Source organism: Paenibacillus sp. JJ-100, from assembly GCF_948329825.1.
In the GTDB taxonomy this organism is placed as follows: domain Bacteria; phylum Bacillota; class Bacilli; order Paenibacillales; family Paenibacillaceae; genus Paenibacillus.
Genome location: NZ_CAOJCM010000001.1, coordinates 528,965 through 546,871, shown reverse-complemented (window position 1 = coordinate 546,871; position 17,907 = coordinate 528,965). Strand labels below are relative to the sequence as shown.

The window sequence follows — 17,907 nt, the reverse complement described above, 5'->3', positions numbered from 1 at the left end:
TTTCTGCCGTAACGATATTGACACTTAAAAGGGCCAGGCCAACCAGAAGTTACTGGCTGGCCTGATTTAATGTAGCCGAAATGATCTCATTGTATGACCGTTACATTGTACGACCTTTAGGTTTATTCCACACGAGCTGCAGGTAGATCACTCAACTCGTACCAGTCTTGAGACTGCGAAGTAATAAATGGGCTTGGTTTCCCTAAAGAGTATACGTGCAGCAAGTGCATCGCCCGGGTACAAGCGGTATAGAACAGTTTGCGCTCTTGCTCTCGAGAGTATGCTTCAGCAGACCCGTCATAGATCAGAACTGCGTCAAACTCCACACCTTTCGCCAAATAGGCAGGTATGACATGAACGCCCTGCTCAAAAGCAAGTGTCGTTTTTTTGATCAACTTGGGAGCTTTATTCAACTTTTGACTCAGGATGGCATGTACTTGTTTGCTCTCCTCAGCCGTCTTACAGATTACAGCTACGGATTCATACCCCTCCTCCATCAAATGATGAAGGTCTGTCGTCATCTCATTAAGATGCTGTTCCCGATCAGAAGTCACAATAACTTTAGGCTTTTCTCCATTTCGATTAAACGGAATGATCTCCTCCCCGCCCAGAACCATTCCCCGCGTAAATTCAACAATCTCCATCGTAGAGCGATAACTGCGTGTCAGCTCAATAACCTCCGTATTCTCTGGTCCGTACAGATCACTGAGAGGTCCCGTGCCGCTTAGCACAGAGGAATGCGCATAGATCGCTTGGTTAAAATCACCTAGGGCCGTAATCTTGGCATGGGGAAACAGCTTTTTCATAAAGGCCAGCTGAAATGCTGAGTAATCTTGCGCTTCATCAATAATGACATGGCGAATGTTCGAGTTAATATGGAAGCCGAGCAAAAGTTCCCGCAAATACAGATACGGTGTAATGTCCTCATAGGCCAGTTCCTGAACCTTTAATCTGCGCAACGTCGTCGTACAGACCTCTTCCCAATGAGCTGGCAGGCTCTCTCCATCTAGTAGTCGAACAATCTGAGCCTGATCCTGAAACAGATTCGCATACAATTGGCGGATATCCACAAAACGCAGTGCCTTGATCCATTTGCGCAACGGCTTGAGGCGTTCACTTACGATCATACGGGCTAATATATCTCTTTCTTGCTGGAAATCATCAAACGTTTCAGATTTCCCTTTTTGCTTACGTTTCAAACGTTGGTACGCACGCTGAAAATCCTCTGGCTCCATCAGGTCAAGCTGCTGATCAACCCAAGGCGCATCCAGTTCACTTTTAGCAAAAGTCGATAGTTCCTTCAATAACCAGTCACGCAGCAACTCCAGCCGACTCACGAGCTTGAAAGACGAACCGAAGCTATAGAATTTCTCTGCCATCGCATCCGCATTCACAATAGCCTTCCCCTGGAAGCGTACCGGCTTGAATTTCATTCCTCCACTCAGCATACTTTCTTTGTAACGTGTAATGACCTTCAGGAATGATGCAGAGGATTTAAACCGTATGCTAGACATTCGTGCGTCGTAACCCGGCTCTTCTGTTCCCGTGAGCACATATTCGAGCTGAATAAACGGGTCCTCCAGTTGATATTCTCGACCCAAACGGCGTTCCAAATACTCCTGAAACGTCGTCTGCAACATATTCTCTTCTCCAAGCTCAGGCAAAACCGTTGATACGTAACTATTAAACATCGGGTTCGGTGAAAAAAGAACCATCTGATCCGCCTGCAGATGCTCGCGGTATTTATAGAGAAGATAGGCCACACGCTGGAGAGCGGCGGAGGTTTTTCCACTTCCAGCTGCGCCCTGTACAATAAGCATACGTGTCCGATCATTGCGGATAATCCGGTTCTGCTCTTTCTGAATCGTTGCCACAATACTCTTCATCTGCGCATCAGACGTTCGGCTAAGCACTGCCTGGAGCAACTGATCTCCAATCGTTACCCCTGTATCAAACATAAATCGGATTCGACCATCCCGAATCACGAACTGCCGTTTCATCTCGATCTCACCGCTTATTTCGCCACTGGGCGTACGGTATGAGATTGGTCCTGGTGCACCATCGTAATATAGGTTAGAGATGGGCGCACGCCAGTCATAGATGAGGAAGGATTCTTCTTTCTCATCCAGTAATGAAGCAATTCCCAGATAGATGCGTTCCGCATCTGGATAGCCGTCCTCTTTAAAATCAATACGTCCAAAATAAGGTGAGTAATGTAGCCGTTTCATTTTGTCCAGTGCGGCAGTGGTATTACGATGACTCCGTTCACGATCGGACAATACTTGCGACTGCTGTCGCATACTTGTTGAAGTCTCCCCGACATCATCTGCTTCACTGAAGTTCATGGTAACCTCATCCCAGAACTCTTTTCTCATCTCGACTACTTCCTCCCGGAAGGAGCCCACTTCTTCTTCCAGCGTGGCGATTCTACGCTCAATCAGGTCGGTCACCATGTGAACCCGCTCCTGTTCCTTATTCCACTGCTCATCTGTACTCATATGCTGTACGCCTCTCTTTCCCCGGAGTGTGTCCGCAAATATCTATTTGACAATCCCGAAAATCAATAGTATAATAATTTAGAAAGTGAATTTTCGATAATGTATTGATTCTTTTTTTCTGAAAACCATTTTATATTTTACCAGTGACAACGTCCCGATGCAAGCGGAGACGTTATTTGTTGTTTCCACTATGTTTACTATATTCTTTTCTTAGTTGGTATGTCGTCTGCCAGATTCTCTTTCTCAGTCACTTTACTTTGTCTTATTTCTTCAACTCTTCGATCGTATCCACCCAGCGGATCAACGTTCCCGTCTCATCTTTCAATTGAAATGTAATGCCCGATGTAATCTCTGCATACGGTGCTTGATCTATACGAATATGGCGTATTTTACACTCATACCTGTCACGTGGATGTACAGCATTCGTTAACTCAGGTAACCGTTGTACTTCCAGACGAATATGTAGCAAACGTTGTCCATGTATTGCAACTAACGTAGCCTTACCTGTTTCCATCATATTCATACTTGTCTGGGTACCTTGCCAGAGTGCCAATCGAAGGCAGTTTGGGCTTAAGGATACCACTTCCCCCATGCTAATCATAGCCACATGAGGCCATTGTCCGTCAGTTACAGTAAGAAGCTGCATCGCCTCATGTTGTTTGTTCTCCAGATCATTTCCACTAAACCATTCCAGTAGTTCTGCATCCAGCTGCGCAATCTCCATTGATTCGATCCCTCAGTTCATTTAGATTCATTGTCATCCCTGTTGATGAAAAACACATGAGTACCTCAATATATGAAACAACCCGGACGCTGTTGTCCGGGCAAGTTGTTAATCTATTGTAACTGATTATCACAGCTAAGGCCATTTCAGCCAGTTCAGTATATGATCCTGTGAATCTTTGTCTTCACTTGAAGAATGCACATGCTCCGCCAGCCGATTCAGCCGCTCCAGCTGATAACCATAATCATATATGGCCGCAGCCACGATGGACAGCCTTAACATGCCATCCCTGTCAACATCAAACTGCGTAATAGCCTGCTCCATGAAATGGTCATTCTCACTCACAAATTGTGCGGCCTCTTCACCGTTCGGCTTTAATTTATCTTCGAATTTGAGCAAGGCATGTTCATGGAATTTAATGCCTCGTTCCAGATGGGTATCAAAAAATATATTCATCTCTGGTGTCCGCTGTGCCTGAAAATAATGACGTTCTACCGATTCCAGTACATCATATCCTTTTTGCAAACTGAGCAGCATCTGTTTATATACAACCATTTGACGAGTCTCACTGAATCTAGCCCGTTTCATCTTCTTCTGCTCTTCTTCAAACAGATGATATTTATCCGATAAAGACTTGATCGCTCCACCCAGATTACTCTTCTCTTCGCGGAATACTACCTCTTTGATCTCAGCAGAGATCGAGGTACGAAGTAACAGGGACATACCACTGAATACACTATGGATCTGCTTCACAAACTGTACCTTTGGTTTAGGTGGAAACACCGTGATGTTAATCAGAAAAGCGGATATGATGCCCACAAGGGTTAGCAAGAATCGATTAAGTGCAAAGTGCCAATCTCCAGAGGCTTCCATGATGGATACAACCGTGACCAGTGTCAGCCCAACCGTCTCACCCATATTTAATTTAAGACAGATCATAATAACAAGCACAATAATTAAACCCACTGCTATGGGTTCATTCGATAGCACCATCCCCCCCAGTAAAGCTACAATCGCACCAAGTGTAGTTGTTTGTAGCTGATCAAGGAAATACTTCCACGAACGATAGATGGAAGGCTGCATGGCAAATATCGCTGCGATCGCGGCTGGCACAGGAGATTGTGGGTTTAGAAATAAACTACTTAGATATAAAGCAAGCGTGACCGCTATACCTGTCTTAAGTACACGTGCTCCAAATGACATGGCATCTCCCTCCATTTATCCGACCTATTCATTTTAATATTGATAATGTTCATGTTGATTATTACCCCATAATTCTAATTTTGCCCGAATGACTTCAGGAGAAGGATTATTGTACCATGAGAGCTTCCACCTTAGCTATTCCCCGTTCGAAAAATGTAAAAATTAAATTGGAGCACCTCGCCCCATTAATAGAGACGAAATGCTCCAATCTAATTTTCGCACCATCAGTTCAACGGTTGAAGCTTAACTTATATATCGGCACTTTCCCATTCTTTCTTAAATTGCTCCACATACTGCACCATATACTCGTGACGCTGCTGCGCCAGTTTCTTACCGTAAGATGTATTCATAAGATCCTTCAGCTTGAATAACTTTTCGTAAAAATGATTGATCGTTGTGCTGCGCCCATTGCGATATTCCTCCCGAGTCATCTGTTTTCTCGGAGGTAGGGATGGATCATACATTTCACGCCCGCGGGCACCTGAAAAGGCAAACGTACGGGCGATGCCAATCGCGCCCAGCGCATCAAGTCGGTCTGCATCCTGCACTACCTGAGCTTCTAACGAGTGATCTGCAGCACCTTGCCCACCAGCATATGATATTGTGCTAATAATATTCACCACTAATTCGCGTGTGGCAGGATCTAGCGGCTGCGTGTCCAACCAGGCGTGTAGCTTCGCCATACCAGCTTCCAAGCTGTCATTGAGCTTCTCATCCGGTACGTCATGCAGCAATGCAGATAGCTCGCATATAAATGGATCTGCGCCCATATGCCGTGCTAGTTTGACCGCAAGTGTAGTGACACGCTCAATGTGTGACCAGTCATGACCATCGGAATGCCGGGACGCTTCCATCTGTACAAAAGCACGAGCTTCACGCAGGATCGCATCAGGCGACCAGCTATCTTGTTGCACTTGCTCCTGCTCATCAGTTGAATTTGAGGTCATTATGACTCCCCGCCTTCGCGTGTTTGTTCACGCGGTACACGTCTGGCCACACCCGTCCGGATTGCTGCTTCAATGACACGCCTACGCATCGATTTAACCACTTTATCGTTGAATACACTCGGGATAATGTAATAACGTGTACGTTCTTCATCCGAGATCGCAGAAGCAATCGCCTGAGCAGCAGCCAGCTTCATCTCTTCATTAATTTCAGTCGCCCGGCAATCCAGAACTGCTCTGAACATACCTGGGAAACAAAGAACATTATTAATCTGGTTCGGATAATCTGAACGTCCAGTCGCCATAACGGCAACGATATCTTCGACCAGAGCCGGCATGACCTCAGGTACAGGATTAGCCATCGCAAATACGATGGGATTGTCCGCCATCGTCTGTACATCTTCACGCGTCAACAGATTACCTCTCGACAAGCCAATAAATACATCTGCTCCCCGAATAACCTCTTGCAGCGAACCCGTTTCCAGTTCGGGATTAGTGCGTGCAGCGTATTCTGTCCAGACATCATTATCATACGAATTCGTGCGTACAATCGCTCCGTCACGATCCACACCGATGAGTCGCTTCGCGCCAGCAGACAACAAAATATTGCTACATGCCACACCAGCCGCACCAATGCCGCATACGACAATTTTCACTTCATCGATAGACTTACCAACCAGCTTGAGTGCATTGATTAGACCTGCATATAAAACAACCGCTGTTCCATGCTGGTCGTCATGAAATACCGGGATATCCAATTCTTCATTTAATCGGCGTTCGATCTCAAAGCAACGTGGAGAAGAGATATCCTCCAGATTAATCCCACCAAATGCAGGTGATATCGCTTTCACTGTACGAATGATCTCTTCGGTATCCTGCGTATCCAGGCAGATCGGGAACGCATCTACGCCGGCAAATTGTTTGAACAGCATAGCCTTCCCTTCCATGACCGGCATCGCCGCTCTCGGACCAATATTACCGAGTCCTAGCACCGCACTACCATCAGAAACAACCGCCACGGTATTACGTTTAATGGTCAGCGAAAAAGCTTTCCCAGGCTCCTCGGATATAGCCGAACATACCCTAGCCACGTCGGGAGTGTACACACGGGAGAGGTCTTCCCGGTTATGAATGGGTGTCTTCGGTGTAACTTCAATTTTGCCACCGAGATGCAACAGGAATGTACGGTCTGACACATTAATGATGGACACGCCTTTAAGCTTGCTCACCGCTTCTACAATTTTGCTGTTATCCTGTGAATCGGTGACTGCTACAGTCAAGTCACGTACGCTGACATCCTGATTGGTCGAAATGACGTCAATGGCAATGATGTCTCCTCCAGCTTCCGAGATGGCCGAAGCCACTTCGCCAAACTTGATATCTTTCGTTGTCATTTCCAGCCGTATAATAATGCTGTTGCCGTCCAGATTTCTCTGATTCATTTCAATTCCTCCCAGACAATGAAAGTCTTAAGTTGACAAGTTACGTGTTTGTCTTCGCTACGTGGACATGATTATCCTTTATATTGCCCAAAAAAAGCCCATAAGCCCCATATAACAGAAAAAGGATTGCCTTGAACCCCTGTTCAAAGGCTCATGACAATCCATTTTAATGTCTCTCTATATCTGGAATTCCGTTCGTTCGTCGGACCCATCCTAAACTATATGTCTCCAGAGAACTCAAGCAACCCTATTCTTGTCTATCTTCTGAACTTATTTACGATTCGCCGCTCTGCGCAGTACACGAATATCATATGGCTGCAACTTCAAGCTTGCTTCAACCACTTTTCCGCTAAGCACATCCGTGTACGCTTGACTGTCCAGCTGAACTTGTTTCTCGTGCTCAGTATAGTTCTGAACAAATACATAATCCGAATCACCGTCAGTACGTACATGTGCGGTCGTGCCTGCGGCCATGTCCGATTTCAGTCCACGCTCCAGATCCAGCTCGGCAATCAATCTGCCGTAGAAATCATCATAAAACGGTTCTTTCATTCTCGCTGCCATATAATAAGCTTTACCTGAACCGAACTCGTTTACCGTCAAGGCTGGACGTCCGGCATAAAAATCAGAGCGATACACGGCAAGAGATGTTGCACCTTCGAGATGAATCAGGTCGCATAGTTCAATTGCATCATACTCTGTCGTAAGTTCAAGCGCATTGCCTTGGACTGGAATGATTCCATTCCGTTCACGATCATGTAATCCATCGATCTCTTCAGACCAGATGCCAAGCGTTTTGCGAAGTGGACCCGGGAATCCACCCAGGAAACAGAGATCGTTCTCATTAACAATACCAGACCAGTAGGTTGCGACAAATGTGCCACCTTCCTGTACAAATTTCTCGATCCGTTCTCCAACACCTTCACGTACGAGATACAGCATTGGTGCAACCAGAACTTTATACTTAGATAGGTCAGCTTCCATGTCGATGACATCAACCGCTACACCCTTTTTCCAGAATGCTTCGTAGTGAGCTTCTACCGTCTGCTCGTATTTCACACCAATATTACGTGGACCTTGTGAATCATTGACCGCCCAGCGATTTTCCCAGTCGAAAATAATCGCAACTTCAGCAGGGACTGTAGTTCCAACAATACTCTCCATGCTTTGCAGTGCTGTACCAACATCGGTCACATCCTTGAACACACGGGTATGTTCTGTGCCTACATGGTCTACTACTGCGCCGTGCAGCTTCTCACTTGAACCACGGCTTTTTCTCCACTGGAAGTACTGTACGCTGTCTGATCCGTGTGCTACTGCCTGCAAAGAGGATAGTAGATGCATACCCGGACGTTTCAGCTTGCTAACATCCTGCCAGTTCGTCGAGCTTGGTGTGCTCTCCATAAGCAGGAAAGGCTGTCCGCCTTTGATGGAACGTACAATATCGTGCATCATCGCAATGCGGGATGCTTGTTTTGCATCATCCTCGGCATCATGCCATGTCGGATAACTGTCCCAGGAGAGGAAATCCAGAATATCTGCGAACTTCCAATAGTTTAACCCGCCATAGAATTCCATCAGATTCGTCGTTACTGGCAGATTCGGATTCTTTGCCTTAAGCGGTTTCGTTTCATGTATGATGAAATCGGCTGTCTGATCGGTTACAAAACGACGCCAATCCAGATTCATCGCGTGAACTTGAGTTTCACCGTGTGGTGCCGGAGATTCCACTTGACTCCAGTCCGTTACTGTATGGCTCCAGAACGTTGTCCACCATGCATGATTCAGCTCGTCCAATGTGTTGTACTTATTACGAACCCAGCCACGGAAGGCTTCTTGGCAGTAGTCACAGTGGCAATCCCCACCGAACTCATTCGAGATATGCCATCCGATGACAGCCGGGTGATCCGAGTAACGCTCGGCCAACTTGCTGTTCATCATCGTTACTTTTTCCCGATATACCGGAGAGGTGTAACAGTGATTATGACGGAACCCGTGAAGGTTTCGAACCCGATTCTCGGATACACGTAAAACTTCAGGATACTTTGCTGACATCCAGGCCGGTCTGGCACCGCTTGGTGTTGCCAGAAACGCATATATCCCGTTTGCCGCAAAACGGTCCAGCACCTGATCGAGCCATTCAAATGTATAGACTCCTTCTTCAGGCTCAAGTGATACCCAAGAGAAAATACCGACTGACATGACATTACATTTTGCAAGTTTCATCAAACGAATATCTTCTTCAAGCACCTCTGGATAACGAAGCCATTGTTCCGGGTTATAGTCAGCACCATGCAGCATGTACGGAGCCTTGGCACTTACGGGTGGAAATTTGTATGTCATTTATGAAAACTCCCTTGTCGTTGAATTCCCTTTATTTATAATTCCTTTATTTCAAACATATGTTTTGGCATCCATCTCTTGTACAGCGGTTAACGCCTTAAATGATTCGAGCTTGCGTCCTTTAAAATCAAACATCGTCAGATTACCCCAATTGTTGGGGTGTCCTACAGACCATTCTTCTTTGCTCGGAATCCAGGCAGGCTCCCAATAATAGAATCCATGCCCAAGACCCCCTGGAACTTCACGGATAATCTGTAAGAAATCCTTCAGATATTGAGTCTGTCCTTCCACACTTGCAGGATATCCTGGCAGTAACATATCTTCCTGATTCACAATCCATTCCATACCCTCTGGCTGCTCCAGTGTCCAGGGATATGCCGTCTCAACCACGTTGATTGGTTTGCCATAACGCAGCGCCAGATCATTGAGGTTGTTACGTAAGGCATCCAGTGTTCCGTGCCACCATGGGTAATAAGACAGACCAATCACATCAAACTCCACGCCAAGTGTTTCAAAACGATCAAAGAATTTGCGGCTCTCGGCATTATCTCCGCCGCGGTCAATATGAATCATAATCTGAATCGAAGGATCAACCGATTTCACTGCTGCAATGCCATACTTCACAAGACCTGCGAAACGTTGCCACTGTTCATCTGTGTCATGCTCCTCACCACCAACACGACCTTCATTCCATAACATACCTGGCGTAATTTCATTACCGACCTGAACCATATCTGGTAAAGCATCGTGTTCTTTAAGCGCTCGAAGTACATCCGCAGTATATGTGCATACAGCTAATCTGAGCTGTTCATACGATAAATTTTCCCAAGCCTTTGGTTTCCACTGATTAGCTGGATCGGCCCAACGATCGGAATAGTGAAAATCGAGCAGAAATTGCAGTCCCTGCGATTTGATTCGTTTGGCTATTTCTACAGTCCGTTCCAGATTACAGAACCCACCGACAGGATCATTCCAAATACGAAGACGGATCGCATTGGCATCATTCAACTTGAGAATCGTAAGCAGGTCTTCCTCCTTACCGTCCGCATCACGATAAGTTCCACCATGTTGCTCAATTTCGTCCATGAATGACACGTCCATGCCAAGAATGAAAGGATGTTCGGTTGAGTGACTCAAAATATCAGCCTCCATTAAATTAGATATTCATGCTCAGCCTTTTACTGAGCCTAGCGTCATACCTTTTACAAAGAAACGTTGAAGGAACGGATAAACAATCAGAATTGGTGCACTACCGATAAAAATTTGAGCTGCACGCACAGTCGTTTGCGAGATGGTTTCCATCTCCTTCGGATTCATCGCCATCGTGCTCATGTCCCGTTTAATAATGACAGTCTGCATGAATGTAGCTAGCGGATAATCCTTCGCATTGTTCATGTAGAGCAGCCCGTCAAACCAGGAATTCCAGTGGAACACCATGCTGAACAGAGCAATTGTTGCAATAGAAGGCAGCGAGATCGGCAGGAAGATACTGAACAAGGTTCTGAAATGGTTCGCTCCGTCGATTAACGCCGCTTCTTCCAATTCCTTAGGAATACCACGGAAGAAGTTCAGCATCAGGATAACCAGGAACGTGTTGACTGCCCCTGGCAGTACAAGTACCCAGAAAGAATCCATCAGACCGATCTTCTGAATAACCATGTAGAATGGAACCAGACCTCCATTGAAGATCATACTGAATACGAAAATCCAGGAGTATACGGTTCTGCCTTTGAATTCACTGCTCTCCTTGGACAACGGGTAAGCTGCCAAGAAGGTAATCAGGAGTGTAATGCCTGTACCGATGACCGTACGCAGCAGTGAAATCCAGAGCGAGTTCAGAAAGATCGGATTATTCATCGTTTTTTTGTATGCTTCAAGGGAGAACCCTACCGGCCAGAGACTGACCAGATTCGCATCTGCTGCAGCCTTGTTACTGAACGATACTGCCAGTACGTGAATCATGGGCACAATACACATGATGGCAATCAGAATAAGAAAACTGATATTGATGACGTTAAAAATGCGATAAGATCGTGATTTATGATACATCGTAGTCCCTTCCTTCTCTGTTCGGTCAATTAGAATATGCGGTATCCGGCGTATTTCTTGGCTAGGCTGTACGATACGAGGATCAGAGCCATACTGATTACGGATTTGAACAATCCAATCGCGGTTGCAAAGCCCATCTCGCCATTTTCGAGCGCCGAGCGATAGACGAAGGTATCGATGATGTCTCCTGATTGATAGACGAGCGGATTGTACAAGTTGAAGATCTGGTCGAATCCCGCGTTGAGTACGTTACCTAGAGCCAGCGTTCCTACGACCATCAACATCGGTACAAGAGACGGAATCGTAATATGAAGCGTCTGCTTCCACCGGTTGGCTCCATCGATCTCCGCTGCCTCATACAATGCTGGATTAATACCGGCAAGGGCCGCGAGGAAGACGATCATGTTATAACCGAACTCCTTCCACACATCCGTCACAATGATCGTTGGTCGGAACAAGCTGTTATCTCCAAGGAAGAAGTACGGCCCCAGGCCGAATGTGCCGAGTACCCGGTTCACCAGTCCTCCTGTCGATAACAGGTCAAGTAAAATCCCACCGAGGATGACCCAAGATAAAAAGTGAGGCAGATAGACCAGCGTTTGGATCGTACGTTGAATGGCCATCTTGCGAACCTCATTTAGCAGTATGGCGAATACAAACGGAACAAACAGGTTAAAAATCAGCTTGAGTACAGCGATGATCAGGGTGTTCAAGATAACCTGCAAGCTGTCTTCACGTTCGAACAAATATCTAAAATTATCAAACCCGACCCAATCAGAGCCGCTGATACCCATCCATGGTTTGTAGTCTTGGAATGCCATAACGATCCCGCCCATAGGCACATAACTGAAAATAATTAAAAAGATGATGGCTGGCAGCAGCATTACGTGGAATGGCCAAGTTCGTTTTAAAGTTCTCATGATTGCTCCCCCTGTAATTCTTCCTACTCAAGTACTCTTGAGTGGCTCTATAGGCAAATTATATCAACCTTCCATGACCCCCAAACAGCGCATAAAAGCAATATAAATGGCACAAAAGCAACTACTTTGGGCATGTACCTGAAAGAGAAACTACTAAAGCCATTTAGCCACGGTTTTGCAGGGTTATTGATGATTTTTGACTGTTAAAAAAAACACAGAAAACGCACAGACTTGTATCGTCTGTGCGTCTCTTTTGGCTATACTTTTTCATGGAGTAATAACCGATTATTTCTTCACGCCGTCATACCACTCGTTCACTTCTTGAGTGATCTGATCGCCACCACCCGATTTCCATGTTTGAACAAAGGTATCAAATGAATCTATCGGGCTTTTACCGTAGATGATCTCATTAAACGTTTGGTTCTCGATTTTGTTAAGGTAGTCGAGTTTGGATTTCATCGTTTTCGTCGTAGGGCCTGTGAACATATTTTTGAACGAAATATCTTTTTGCTCAAGCAACACTTTTGCCGCTGCAGGTGTTTCAGGTCCATAGTTCACCGCTACGTCTTTTTCCAGCTTAGTTTGTGGCTCTTTGCCATCCGCCAGGTTCATCAATGCTTTCATCTGTGCATCAGGGATCCGCGCGCCGTCACGAACAAGCAGGTAACGCACAACGTTGACATATCCACCATCAATTTCATCCGGTTTTTTCTGTTTGCCATTGGCATCTAGCTGATAGTCATATCCATCAAACAAACCGTTGTCATACTCGCTTCCTGGAGATGGATCAGCATAGTTGTCGAACAGGTAGTTCTGATATGTGAAGAACGCTTCCGGGTGAGCCATATCTTTTTTAATCAAAGTCACACCGTTAACAAACTGCGTTCCGTGACGCATGGCTTTGCCATCCGGTCCTGCCGGAATAGCAATAGGCTTCCATACCGCACTCGGCACGTTTTTCACGGTATCAATTAGCGGCCATCCACTCATCCAGTAAGGACCAGGGATAATACCTGCTGTACCTGCAACGGCTGGTTCTGCTGTTTTATTCTCATCCCACAGCGCTGCTTCCTGAGGAATATATCCTTTTTTGAGCCATTCGCTCAATTTGGTCAAACCTTGTTTCATACCAGGATTGATGGAACCGTACTCCAGCTTGCCATCTGCACCTACATTCCATTGTTCTGGTAAGGTACCATATGCGCCAAAGATCCAGGATGGATCTCCCATCCATGTGTTCATCGATTTCTTAAAACCAATGCTGAGCGGTGTGACCTTGTCAGGAGCTAATCCATCCGGATTTTTATTTTTGAATGCATCCATAACCACTTCCAGTTCGTCAATGGTTTTCGGTGCCTCCAGATTTAGCTTATCTAGCCAGTCTTGACGAATCCAGAGCAAGTAGTCATTGTTATATGCATAATCCAGTACAGGGATCCCCATTCTTTTTCCATCACGGCTGTATTGATTCCATACGTTCGGATCTTGCTCCATCGCTTTTTTCCATGTATCTGAAGCGTATTTATCAAACAACGGTCCAACTTCCTGATACATACCTGAGTCAATCAAGTCTTGAGCAACAAGATTGTCCGGCTGACCAATCGTAACGATGTCTGGCATTTCTTGACCGGAGGACATAGCCAAACGAAGTTTGGTTGCGAAGGCACTGTTCGTATCGGTTACAGACCATAGCGATTTGATTTCAATACCAAACTTGTCCTTTGCCCATTTTGTAGCCACGTTATTTTCCATAGACTCGCCATTTTTGAATTTCAACTCAGGGTCGATGCCCCATGCTGTCGTGATGGTTACCGCCGGGTCATACTTTTCTTTGTATTCATTTTGAGCTCCAGTTGAGCTTGAAGCTGCACTTTCCTGGTCTCCACTGCCTCCTGAGCATCCTGCAAGTACGACAGTCAGACACAGCGTTGTAGCGAGAAGCGACAAGAATCTCTTTTTCGTTGATTGCGCTCTCATGTTGTTCCCCCTTAAATCGTTTTGGTTACCCTTTCATTATAGAATGGTTACGCAGATCAGCCTATGATACGAAATCAAGATTTCTGCACCTTTACCAACTATATCCTCGAACTTTGTTGTATTTATGTCTGGTCCCGGAATTCATTTGGTGTCATGCCGTAATGTTTTTTGAACATTTTGCTAAAATATTGGGGATTTTGATACCCAAGCTCACTCGTAATCTCGTAAATTTTTTTATTCGTATTTTTGAGCAGATATAGCGCACGTTCCATACGCATACGAATCATGTAGTCACCGAGACCCTCACCCGTTTCTGCTTTATATATTTTCGAAAGGTACACCGGATGTAAGTACACTTTATCCGCAATCATTTTTACCGACAGATCCTGTCCGGTGTCTCTTGTGACTAGCTCCTGAACCTGCTTGATAACATGTCTGCGACTCTGTACCCCTTCCTGGTCTGACAATTCTTCCTGTAGTTTCGTTAGCATATCCATTGCCCATCGCCGAAGTTTCTCAGGGGATTGAATTAACTGATGAGCCATCAACAAATCAAACCCCGCGTGATCGATCTCGTGTACCAGATGGCCCTGTTTATGAGCAATGTACATAAAAGCATTCGTAACGGACAAATACATCTCATACACATGCTCTCTGGATAAACATACCTGCTTCGCTGCATCAAATACTGCATTTAACTTTGCAACTGCAGCCTCCCATTGCTTAGTCTCCAGCAACTGAGGAAGTACCGGCGGCTTGTATAATTCTTCGAGAGCTTGCGCTGCATCATTGTCAGGGCGCTTAGCCAGTGTCTGCTCCATATCCATGTAATAGATCTGGTGTTCATTGGGTCCAGAAAGAACAAGCGAACCCAAACTTTTCCGATAAACCGTGGTCAGTTCACTAAACATAAATGGAGGTGTAATGACCATGGACAAATCTCCTTGCAGAAAGCGCACCACATGATTGCGGATGGTCTCTGCAGCAGCTTTTAATGCTTCACTACCCATAGGGGAGGCTTCGCTTGGCTCCTGACTTTGCAGAAACATGACCAAACAATCATGCGGCCCGCGGCTAAACCAGACATGATATACTTCTCCCAGCACTTCCTCAGCTATATTACCAACAGCAAAATCTATCAGATCCAGCGAGTGCTGATCCATGGATGTAAAACGTCCAGCGTGGCGAATCAACATCATGGCCGCGGGCTGCTCCGGCTCCATATGAAGTTCATATTGCGCTAACTGCTCACGCAGAGCTTTCGTTGAAATCTCCCGCCCTAGTAGCAAATCATGCATCAGGTTCTCTCTTAAAATCTTGTAATCCGATTTACGACCATAAAGGAGACGGTGATATTTATCGAATTCATCCCATTCTTCTCGCAGAGAGGCAATCGTGGCGGAGACCGAGTTCATAAACTCATCATCGTTAACAGGCTTCAAAATATAGTCCGCCGCCTGCAATTGAATTGCCTTTTTGGCATAATCAAAATCACTGTGACCCGTCAGCAAAATGCAGCGTACATGGGACCAGCGCCGATGTATCTCCGCTATGAGTTCAAGTCCAGTCATCCCAGGCATGCGAATATCTGTCACGACAATATCCACCGCATTCTCTTCCATCATCTGCAGCGCTTCTTTGCCAGATGATGCACGCAGTATTGTTGAAACGCCCAGCTCCCCCCAAGGAATTGTTGCTTCCAAGCTTTCTGTTACATACGTTTCGTCATCAACAAGCAATATATCGATCAAATCATTCACTCCCTAGTTCGTATATTTATTCTACTCTTCGGCATCGGGTAACCCTTCAGGTTCAATAGGCCATGACAAGCTGATCCGTATTCCCCCTAGCTCCGATTCAGTGATATGAATACCGCTCTTCTCCCCATACCTGAGTTGAAGTCTCTGATTCACATTCCACAGTCCGCAGCCCATCTCCTGATCCATCGTACCTGTGAGTTTAATCAGCAGGGCTTCTCGTTGTTCTAGTGTCATACCTTGACCATCGTCTTCTACAATCAAAACCATGTTGTCATCCTGTCTCTCACCAGAAACTCTAATCTGGCCCGCTTCTGCGTCTGCCTCAATTCCATGGATGACCGCATTTTCGACCAAAGGCTGAACGATCAACGGCGGCACTTCCATCCTCACCATGTCTTCCGGCAGATCAAGGGTATAATGGATACGCTCCATGCGCATACGCTGAATCTCTAGATAGTTGGTCACAAATTCAATCTCTTCCGATAGTGGTACAAGATCTCGTTCCTGTCTTGTTGTATATCTGTAATATCGGGACAGATTGTGCGACATCGCTACAACGGCATCCACGCGTTTGAGCTTCGCCATGCTGGTAATAAACGAGAAACAGTTATAAAAGAAATGCGGATTAATCTGTGATTGCAGTTGTTTCAACCGGGCTTCCCGAACGTGGATCTGCTCAAGATACACATGTTCAAACAGCTGCTGAATTTTCTCCACCATCGAATTGAAACGCTCCGACAAAAAGCTGAACTCATTGCGACCCTTTGGCTGGATACGCACCGAATAATCCTCCTGCTTTAATCGCTGAAATCCACGAATCAGTTGTTTCACCGGTACTTGAACCTGTACGTATAACAGGTAAGCAACGGTAAAGCTCATCAGTAACAGACAGATCATCGCAGAGTAAAATAGGAGATTCGACTGGTGAATAGGTTTCAATATATCTGACAGCGGCATATAATCTACCAGGTACCAGCCTGTAGTGCTAGATTTTACAGAATTGACCATATATGGTTCATTATCAATGATTACCGTTCGATTTTCCACGTCTTGAAGCGTGCGACTGGATAACTCTTTGATTAGTTGATTAGTTAATGCCCGGTCGGATGTTCGGTTATAGATCACTCCTGTTTCTTCACGAAAATAGAAGGGGTCATGTCTGCCGTCGCCTTTGAATTTATCGAGCATGTCCCGAATGTTATCGCTATCAAACTCTAGTTTGATAATGGTTTCTGCATTTTCAGCAGGGTCCTTTATTCCATAAGGGGATACGGTGATCCAGCTGAACATAAACCGCCCGTCTTTCATTTTCTGAACATCCCAGCCAGGAACGATATTTTCTTGTAATGCCTGCTTATCGTATGTACGCGCATCCCGTTCCGAAATAACTCTACCCAAGGATGGGGAGTACAGGTATAACTTAGTAGTCCAATTCGATGAGCTTTCCTGAATACTCAGCTTGTTTTGAATTCGCTTGACCAGATTGATCGCGTCCAGATCAAAGTAACTACTCTCTGCAAAGATTCGCCGAAAGCTTGCAATATCGGGGTCATGAATCAGCAGGTTAGGCCATGACGATAACAATTCAATATTGGAGTTGACTTGATTTTGGAAAAATTCAAGTTGATTACTATACGAACGGTTAAGCTCAGCTCGCAATACAGCTGTTGTTTTATGATTGGAATACCAATAGAGGAGCACAACGGGGATCAGCATAATCAGTATCAAAATGACCATTTTTGAAAATAGATTCGTTCGATATGTCATAGAAGTTTTCATCTCGCTTTATTTTCGTTTTCTTTTTCTAGATTTTGCCGTGACATTAATTGTAATCATGTAAGCTGTAAATACAATCTTTTTCTTCGACATGCGCTGTAACGATCTCATTAGATAATTTAAAGATCAGATTACCCTACTATTATCGTAAGCGTTATCATCATGATGGAAAAGGAGAAAAAAGCAAGTTCTTAGCACTAAATTCAACTTCCACGTACAAAAAAAGCCGGCAATGTGCCGGCGCCATTATACATAAACAAGTCAGACAATC

At 45.4% G+C, this 17,907-nt stretch carries 12 protein-coding genes; all 12 read right to left on the bottom strand.

The features are described from left to right. Positions 1-122 precede the first annotated feature (122 nt). A complete protein-coding gene (helD, locus tag PQG66_RS02785; protein WP_272034847.1) occupies positions 123-2,498 on the bottom strand; it encodes an RNA polymerase recycling motor HelD in 2,376 nt (791 codons plus the stop codon). Between the two features lie 262 nt (positions 2,499-2,760). Beyond that, complete coding sequence (locus PQG66_RS02780) at positions 2,761-3,222, bottom strand: pyridoxamine 5'-phosphate oxidase family protein (RefSeq protein ID WP_272034845.1); 462 nt, start codon at positions 3,220-3,222, stop codon at positions 2,761-2,763. A gap of 135 nt (positions 3,223-3,357) precedes the next feature. Beyond that, positions 3,358-4,425 carry an FUSC family protein gene (locus PQG66_RS02775; protein WP_272034842.1) on the bottom strand — a complete coding sequence of 356 codons (1,068 nt, stop codon included), beginning with the start codon at positions 4,423-4,425 and terminating at the stop codon, positions 3,358-3,360. A gap of 248 nt (positions 4,426-4,673) precedes the next feature. Continuing rightward, positions 4,674-5,279 carry an HD domain-containing protein gene (locus PQG66_RS02770; protein WP_272036430.1) on the bottom strand — a complete coding sequence of 202 codons (606 nt, stop codon included), beginning with the start codon at positions 5,277-5,279 and terminating at the stop codon, positions 4,674-4,676. A 92-nt stretch (positions 5,280-5,371) separates the two neighbouring features. Next, positions 5,372-6,811, bottom strand: coding sequence for an NAD-dependent malic enzyme (locus PQG66_RS02765; protein ID WP_272034839.1), 1,440 nt, complete (start codon positions 6,809-6,811; stop codon positions 5,372-5,374). A gap of 270 nt (positions 6,812-7,081) precedes the next feature. After that, positions 7,082-9,154, bottom strand: coding sequence for a beta-galactosidase (locus tag PQG66_RS02760; protein WP_272034837.1), 2,073 nt, complete (start codon positions 9,152-9,154; stop codon positions 7,082-7,084). A 51-nt stretch (positions 9,155-9,205) separates the two neighbouring features. Further along, positions 9,206-10,291: a glycoside hydrolase family 53 protein gene (locus tag PQG66_RS02755; RefSeq protein WP_272034835.1), complete on the bottom strand. Its 1,086-nt coding sequence runs from the start codon at positions 10,289-10,291 to the stop codon at positions 9,206-9,208. Positions 10,292-10,324: 33 nt separating this feature from the next. Further along, positions 10,325-11,203, bottom strand: a complete 879-nt coding sequence (locus PQG66_RS02750) for a carbohydrate ABC transporter permease (protein WP_272034832.1) — start codon at positions 11,201-11,203, stop codon at positions 10,325-10,327. Between the two features lie 29 nt (positions 11,204-11,232). After that, positions 11,233-12,123 (bottom strand): ABC transporter permease, encoded by an 891-nt coding sequence (locus PQG66_RS02745; protein ID WP_272034830.1) that lies wholly within the window; start codon positions 12,121-12,123, stop codon positions 11,233-11,235. A 285-nt stretch (positions 12,124-12,408) separates the two neighbouring features. After that, the gene (locus tag PQG66_RS02740; RefSeq protein WP_272034824.1) at positions 12,409-14,100 is read right to left on the bottom strand and encodes an extracellular solute-binding protein; all 1,692 of its coding nucleotides are present in this window, start codon (positions 14,098-14,100) and stop codon (positions 12,409-12,411) included. A gap of 122 nt (positions 14,101-14,222) precedes the next feature. Next, positions 14,223-15,851, bottom strand: a complete 1,629-nt coding sequence (locus PQG66_RS02735; RefSeq protein ID WP_272036428.1) for a response regulator — start codon at positions 15,849-15,851, stop codon at positions 14,223-14,225. Positions 15,852-15,881: 30 nt separating this feature from the next. After that, positions 15,882-17,639 carry a sensor histidine kinase gene (locus PQG66_RS02730; protein ID WP_272034822.1) on the bottom strand — a complete coding sequence of 586 codons (1,758 nt, stop codon included), beginning with the start codon at positions 17,637-17,639 and terminating at the stop codon, positions 15,882-15,884. Positions 17,640-17,907: the final 268 nt, after the last annotated feature.

Coding starts and splice junctions, on each gene's coding strand:
- helD (WP_272034847.1), bottom strand. CDS start 2,498: ATGAGTACAGATGAGCAGTGGAATAAGGAACAGGAGCGGGTTCACATG.
- PQG66_RS02780 (WP_272034845.1), bottom strand. CDS start 3,222: ATGGAGATTGCGCAGCTGGATGCAGAACTACTGGAATGGTTTAGTGGA.
- PQG66_RS02775 (WP_272034842.1), bottom strand. CDS start 4,425: ATGTCATTTGGAGCACGTGTACTTAAGACAGGTATAGCGGTCACGCTT.
- PQG66_RS02770 (WP_272036430.1), bottom strand. CDS start 5,279: ATGGAAGCGTCCCGGCATTCCGATGGTCATGACTGGTCACACATTGAG.
- PQG66_RS02765 (WP_272034839.1), bottom strand. CDS start 6,811: ATGAATCAGAGAAATCTGGACGGCAACAGCATTATTATACGGCTGGAA.
- PQG66_RS02760 (WP_272034837.1), bottom strand. CDS start 9,154: ATGACATACAAATTTCCACCCGTAAGTGCCAAGGCTCCGTACATGCTG.
- PQG66_RS02750 (WP_272034832.1), bottom strand. CDS start 11,203: ATGTATCATAAATCACGATCTTATCGCATTTTTAACGTCATCAATATC.
- PQG66_RS02745 (WP_272034830.1), bottom strand. CDS start 12,123: ATGAGAACTTTAAAACGAACTTGGCCATTCCACGTAATGCTGCTGCCA.
- PQG66_RS02740 (WP_272034824.1), bottom strand. CDS start 14,100: ATGAGAGCGCAATCAACGAAAAAGAGATTCTTGTCGCTTCTCGCTACA.
- PQG66_RS02730 (WP_272034822.1), bottom strand. CDS start 17,639: ATGAAAACTTCTATGACATATCGAACGAATCTATTTTCAAAAATGGTC.